At 52.4% G+C, this 6,790-nt stretch carries 6 protein-coding genes; 4 read left to right on the top strand and 2 right to left on the bottom strand.

The genetic code is table 11. The annotated features are described in order from the left end of the window. The 3 genes from ABYP73_RS10260 to ABYP73_RS10250 form a co-directional block, all read left to right on the top strand. Positions 1-189: hypothetical protein (locus ABYP73_RS10260; RefSeq protein WP_372974254.1), on the top strand; the 189-nt coding region annotated here is incomplete at its 5' end. Next, positions 137-646: a T9SS type B sorting domain-containing protein gene (locus ABYP73_RS10255; RefSeq protein ID WP_372974253.1), complete on the top strand. Its 510-nt coding sequence runs from the start codon at positions 137-139 to the stop codon at positions 644-646. The genes ABYP73_RS10260 and ABYP73_RS10255, both read left to right, overlap by 53 nt. Positions 647-772: 126 nt before the next feature. Continuing rightward, a complete protein-coding gene (locus ABYP73_RS10250; protein ID WP_372974252.1) occupies positions 773-2,185 on the top strand; it encodes a T9SS type B sorting domain-containing protein in 1,413 nt (470 codons plus the stop codon). 47 nt (positions 2,186-2,232) lie between these two features. On the opposite strand, the gene ABYP73_RS10245 is transcribed toward ABYP73_RS10250, so the two are convergent. Further along, positions 2,233-3,741 (bottom strand): OmpP1/FadL family transporter, encoded by a 1,509-nt coding sequence (locus ABYP73_RS10245; RefSeq protein ID WP_372974251.1) that lies wholly within the window; start codon positions 3,739-3,741, stop codon positions 2,233-2,235. Positions 3,742-3,779: 38 nt separating this feature from the next. After that, on the bottom strand, positions 3,780-5,150 hold the full coding sequence (locus tag ABYP73_RS10240) for a hypothetical protein (RefSeq protein ID WP_372945987.1): 1,371 nt from the start codon (positions 5,148-5,150) through the stop codon (positions 3,780-3,782). 96 nt (positions 5,151-5,246) lie between these two features. Between ABYP73_RS10240 and proS the strand changes: the two genes are divergently transcribed. Continuing rightward, entirely contained in the window at positions 5,247-6,722 is a 1,476-nt protein-coding gene (gene proS / locus ABYP73_RS10235; protein WP_372945988.1) for a proline--tRNA ligase, read from the top strand. Positions 6,723-6,790 lie beyond the last annotated feature (68 nt).

Genomic DNA, 6,790 nt, shown 5'->3' with positions numbered 1-6,790 from the left:
CCCTCCGGCATCGACCACCGCCAGGTCCGGTCGGTCGTCCGCGTCGAGATCCTCCGCGATCAGGAACACCGGATGTTCGCCGACGCCGAAGTCGGGCTGCCGGAGGTAGCCGCCGTCCGCACCGGCCAGCAGGACCGTGACGGTAACCGTTTCCGATCCTCCGGTGATCTCCGAGGTACTGATAGATGATCTGCAGACGGCTAACACTGTTGAGATCGTCAATGGGGTAGAAGGCGATTTTGAATACAGGCTTGACGAAGGACCTTTCCAGGCTTCCCCTGTGTTCCGGGAGGTGAGTCCCGGGATGCATACGGTGACCATCAACGACCTGAACGGTTGCGGAGCGGTAACCGAAACGATTATCGTCGTGGGCTTTTCCACTTTTTTTACCCCTAACGGGGATGGGGCGAACGACTACTGGCATATCGTGGGTATTGAGAACCTCAGGGATCCTGTGGTACAGATCTTTGACAGGTATGGGAAGTTGTTGTTTGTGATGGAGGAGGATTACCTGGGATGGGACGGGACCTACAACGGGATTCCCGTACCCTCTTCAGACTACTGGTTCAAGGTCTCCTTCCTCGATGAGAACGAGCAGCGGGTGGAAGCCAAATACGTAAATAATCACTTTTCCCTGAGGCGTTGACCCCGCATTTTTTCCAGGGTAAACCGTTCATCGATTTACCGCCAAAAAGAGGGTTGAACGTATACTAAATCCATCCCCATCCAGTTATACTTACTGTTCGAACTTTGTTCCTTAGCCCTGTAACCTATGCGTACGTTAGTTTGCGGCATATTCCTGCTTTGTTTTTGGTCCGTCGGCTTGTTCGCCCAGAATTCCCCTGATTGCCGCAGTGCGATCCCCGTGTGTGCTGATGCGCCGATCAATTCTTTTGCCGATGGGGGAGGGGACATCGATGATTTCGACCCCGACGTGATCAGGCAAAGTGGTTGCCTGGAGAAAGGGAGCGTCAGTTCGGCCAATATTGAGAACAATACCTCCTGGTACGTCTTCCGGGCCGGTACCCGGGGCCAGATCGGATTTGACATAGAAGCGTTGCCGGGCACCAGTGGAACGGTAACAGCAGAATGGGATTTTGCGCTCTACGGTCCGGATGTGGACTGTGCCAGCATCAGCAACGGTACGGCCCAACCCATCCGCTGCAATTACGAGGTGAATGACACGAATTTCACGGGTGTTGGGGTCAATCCCGAAAATGGACAGGAGGGTGCCCCGCCCCTTACAGGGAGCCAGAATACCTATGACGAGTGGCTTATTGTAGAAGAAGGGGAGATCTACTACCTGCTGATCAATAATTTCAACACAAATTTCGACGGGGACCCCGAACCGTACACCCTGACCTTTACAGGATATTCTGTAGACCAGGACCAGAACACCGCCCTCGACTGTACCCTCAGGGACGAATTCCTGGGTCTTGATATCGTGGCCTGTGAAGGAGACCCCGATATCGTGCTTTCTGCCCTGAATTCCCCTGCGGGTCCCGATATTGCTAATGTCACCTGGAGCGTAGACTACGAGGATGACGGGGTGATTGACCAGGTACTCGCCTCCGGCCCTGCAGAAACGGAATACACCGTCACCAGCCCTAATTCCGGGCGCTATTTTGTGGAAATTATTACCAACCTTGCCACGACCATCACAGACGATATTTTGATCACCTTTTACGGGACCCCTGTCCTCCAGGAAGTGATCATTCTGGACGATCTCTCAGACAGCAACACTATAGAGATCGTGGTGGATGGTGACGGAAGCTACGAATACGCCATCAACGGAGGAGAATTCCAGGATTCTGCCATCTTTTACGACGTACCCCCGGGTGAGAATACCGTGATCATCAATGACAAGAATGGCTGCGGCTTTACGGATCCCATCCCTTTCCTGGTGGTGGGGTATCCCAAGTTCTTCACCCCAAACGGAGATGGCATACACGACGCCTGGAACATCCTCGGGATCGAGACGCTTACAGACCCGGTGGTGTTTATCTTCGACCGGTATGGGAAACTGCTCAAGCAATTAGATGAGACCACCATAGGGTGGGATGGCACTTTTAACGGGAGGCCCATGCCTTCCTCGGATTACTGGTTCAGGCTGGATTATTCCCGGGATGAAGAGGGCATCATCGTCGCCAGTTCAGTAAGGGCCCATTTCTCTTTGGTGCGATAAAAAAAAGCCGGCAATTGCCGGCTTTATCTTTTTAAAACACTCCCCTTTTACAGGTTCAGTGTATATCCTACCAGGACGTTGGTGTTGATATTGGTCACATTGGCGGGGGAAGGGAATCCCGTGACAAAGAGGGTGTTCTGACGGCTCTGTTCGGCTCGGCTGAAGGCCAGGTCGAGCCTGCTGCCGCCGAAGTTGAATCCGAGCCCGAAAGAAAATGCCTCCAAATCGCCTACGGTCACGCCATCCTCATAGGGGCTGCTCTCAAACCGGTAACCCCCGCGCAGGCTCAGGTTCTCGATCCTGTATTCCCCTCCGATACGGTAGGTGTTCACAGGCCCGAGCTGGGAAGCGATGAATGTATTTTCATCACTGAAAACGGGGTCGAATATAGGACGCAATTCGGCCTCAGCCATATCCTGATACCCGTAATCGAAACTGATCAGGCCCTGAGGTCCGAAGACGATCGCAAGGCTTCCTGTAAGCTTGGCCGGGGTCTTGATGCGGTATTCGTCAAAGAGGTTCACCACATTGAAATCGATAAAGCCGATCTCCGAGTCTGCAAGATCCGAATTGATCCTCTGGGAGGTGTCGTCCAGGAGTCTGTACCAGGTAGGCGACTGGTAACTACCTCCTATACGTAGGTTTTCGTTCATCACGGCAATGGCCCCAAGGCTAAAGGAAAATCCGGATCCCTCTGTACGCAGGTAGTTGTCAAAGTTCACGAAGGAGATAGGGGAACTGGCATCGTAGCCCGTCTCGGTGAATTCCGTATACTGGTCGAAGAGCACATCGTGGAAGTTCAGGGAAGCTCCCAGAAAGAGATTCTGCTGATACTGTCCTGCAAAGTTCAGGGTGAGTTTGCTGTTGTATCCATTGGTGCGCCTGAAGTATTGCTGGTCTACGTTGTTGTAAACAGCGTTGGAGACATAGGCTGTATTATTGTTGTCGGTATCATCCACGGGATCGATCACACCTCCGTAATACCCCAGGAAGGCCTGCTGCTCCCGGAAACCGAGGTTAGCTCCGATATCGAGATACGCCTCCTCGATAAACTCCCCGTCCTGTATGAGGAGGGACCCGAAGGGAACACCCTGCGCAAAATTCAGGAAATAATTATCGATCCCCTGATTCCCGCTCCCGTTTACGAAGACCTCGTTGTCAAAATTCCTCGCCATATCGTAGTTCAGGGCAAGGGAGATTTTTTGCCATGGTGTATTGGGGTTACGGCTCTTAAAGACGAAAACGCCTCCGAGCTGACTGATATCCACAGAGTTTCGGACCTCCGAGCCGAGGGAACCAAAATAGGTGGATTCGTTGTTCTGATGGTAATTGGCCCCGGTGATTGTAAAGAGGCTGTTAGCAAAAACAGCAGAACCGGCGGGATTGATATTCAGGGAAGACATATCTCCTCCCAGAGCCCCGAAAGCACCGGCCATTCCCTGGAAACGGGCAGTGCCCTGAAGGTTCTCTGTGCTGTATCTCAAAACGTCATCTATGTTCTGGGCCGTTAAGGCCAGGCATGACATACCCATTATGAACGTTAGAAATCTTTTCATTGTACCTGTTTTTAAAAGAGTGAAAATAAAAGGGATTCTTACATCCTGCCACCTCGGCCTGAGGATCTGCCTCCGGAAGACCTGCCTCCGCCGCTTCTCATGCCGCTGGAAGATCGGCCTCCGCCGGAGCTTCTCATGCTTCCCGAGCTTCGGCTGCTGCCGCCGGAACTCCTGAAACTGCCGGAGCTTCTACTGCTGTTTCCGGAACTTCTGTAGCTGCCAGAGCTTCTGCTTCCGGAACTCCTGTAGCTGCCTGAACTTCGCGAACTCCTGTAAGCCCCACTGCTGCGTGAACTCCTGACCCCTGAAGAGGGTCTCGAGTATTCGGATGACCTTGAAGTTCCCGATGAACGGTAACCTCTGGGTGAAGACGGCCTTGCTGTAGTACCGCTGCTCCTTCTGTATATATTGTTTCTTGAGGAAGAATATCCGTTATTCCTGCCCTGGGCAGAGCTCCTGTTGTAATTGGGAGATACACGCGAGCTCCTGCTGGTGCGGTAACTTCTGTTCCTGCTGATGGCGTCCGCGCTGACCGATCGCCTTGCCGTGGTCCCACCCCTGTAGGAAGAAGAACTTCTCAGGCCGTTCCTCGAACTCAGGTTAGACCTGCCGCTGTCCCTCAATCGGGTGTTTCCACGAGGCGTATTCAGGTTAGACCTGCCTCTGAAGGAATTGGCAGCCAGTGTATTATTGTTGTAGAAACCTCTGCGGGTCCTGTTGAATCCAAAGCGGTTGTTGTAGGGATTTCCGTAATAGCCGCCCCAGCCCCAGTTGTTCCAGCCCCAGCCGTTCCAGGCCCAGGCACCACCCCAGCCGTTCCAGCCCCAGCCCCAGTTCCAGCGGTTCCAGCCCCAGCCCCAATTCCATCGGTTCCAGCCCCAGTTGTTCCAGCCCCAGCCCCAGTTATTCCATCTCCATGGACTGTATAGGCCACCCCAGTACCAGCCACTGTATCCCCAGAAAGGATCGGCCCAGATGGGGTTCCATCCCCAATTGTCATTGATGTTGATGACCACATTGGTAGGGTTATCTCCCCAACCGGGATTGCCGGCATAGGTTTCGTCCGAATTAAAATAGTCTGAGTCTCGCATGATGGCAAGGCTGTCTTCCTCAACCCCGCTGTAGTAGGAATCCACATCGGTGAAGATCTCGCCGTCCATATATTGATCTATTTCCTCTGCCCTTCTGCCGAAGTAGTCACCGTAAATACCGTCGTCCTCCTGTCTGGCTGGTCTTTCAACTGTTCTCGGAGTATTATACACGGTGCGCTGCTCTACTCCTGAACCGTAAATTCCGTCATTGTCGTAGTACGATGCCTGCTGATAGGAACCACAGGAAACCAGCCCGATGCCCAGTAGGCCCAGGACGGCTATTTTCAGGTTTTTTGGGTGGGGTAAGGAAACTATCATGGGTGTAAATTTATATTGTTGAACATATTAAAAATAGTTAGTTTTGCCCAACTATTCTTGCAAATAAGTTGCAAGTTTTGTGCCAAAGTACACCAAATGGGTAAAAATTTAACGACGCGAAAGGAAGATTATTCCAAATGGTATAATGAGCTCGTGATCAAGGCTGATCTCGCTGAGAATTCGGGCGTGAGGGGTTGTATGGTCATCAAGCCCTACGGATATGCTATCTGGGAAAAAATGCAGGCCGGGTTGGACAAGATGTTCAAGGAGACCGGGCATGAGAATGCCTATTTTCCCATTTTTATCCCAAAATCCTACCTCAGTAAAGAGGCGAGCCACGTGGAAGGCTTTGCCAAGGAATGCGCCGTGGTTACCCATTACAGGCTTAAGAATGCCGAAGATGGCAGCGGGATCGTGGTAGACCCCGAGGCCAAACTCGAGGAGGAACTGATCGTAAGGCCTACCTCAGAAACCATCATCTGGGATACCTACAGGCGCTGGATACAGTCGTACCGCGACCTCCCCCTGCTGATCAACCAGTGGGCCAATGTGGTGCGATGGGAGATGCGGACCCGACTCTTTTTAAGGACTGCTGAATTTCTTTGGCAGGAAGGGCATACGGCCCATGCCACCGAACAGGAGGCCATTGAGGAGGCCGAGAAGATCCTCGGGATTTACGCCGACTTCGCCGAGAACCATATGGCGGTTCCCGTGATCAAAGGGACCAAGACTGAAGGGGAACGTTTTGCCGGTGCCGTTGAAACCTATTGTATCGAGGCTCTGATGCAGGACGGAAAAGCGCTGCAGGCGGGGACTTCTCACTTTCTGGGTCAGAATTTTGCCAAGGCGTTCGACGTGAAATTTGCCAACAAGGAAGGACAGCAGGACTATGTTTGGGCCACCTCATGGGGGGTTTCAACTCGACTGATGGGCGCGCTGATCATGACGCACAGTGATGACAATGGTTTGGTGCTGCCCCCGAAACTCGCCCCCATTCAGGTGGTGATCGTTCCTATCTATAAGGGAATGGACCAACTGGAGGCCATTTCTGAGAAGGTGATGCCTCTTGTCAAGGAATTGAGGTCCCGAGGAATCTCCGTAAAATACGATGACAGGGATACGCACAAGCCCGGCTTCAAGTTCAATGAATACGAATTGAAAGGGGTGCCGGTGAGGCTCGCCATCGGGCAGCGCGACCTGCAGAATGGCACGTTTGAGGTAGCCCGGAGAGACACCCTTGAAAAAGAGACCGTAAAAGCCTCTGAAGTGATCACTCACATACAGGAACTGCTGAATAAGATACAGGAGAATATCTTTAACAGGGCTCTGGCTTACAGGGATGACCACATTACCAGGGTGGATTCCTACGAAGAATTCAAGACCCTGCTCGAATCCAAAGGCGGCTTTTTCCTGGCTCATTGGGACGGAACGGCCGAGACTGAGGAATTGATCAAAGAGGAGACCAAGGCCACCATACGCTGTATCCCCCTCGATGATGGAAAGGAAGAAGGGAAATGTATGGTTACCGGAAAGCCTTCGGCCCAGAGGGTGATATTCGCCAAGGCCTATTAAGGGGCCTTCAAAAAATAATCGGTGGGTGTTGTGGTAGTAAAAAATAATTGTATTTTTGCATCCGCAAT

The sequence above is a fragment of the Muriicola sp. genome (assembly GCF_041567615.1).
Taxonomy (GTDB): domain Bacteria; phylum Bacteroidota; class Bacteroidia; order Flavobacteriales; family Flavobacteriaceae; genus Muriicola.
Note: the sequence above shows the minus strand (reverse complement) of the source record. Positions and strands in the feature narration are given on the sequence as shown.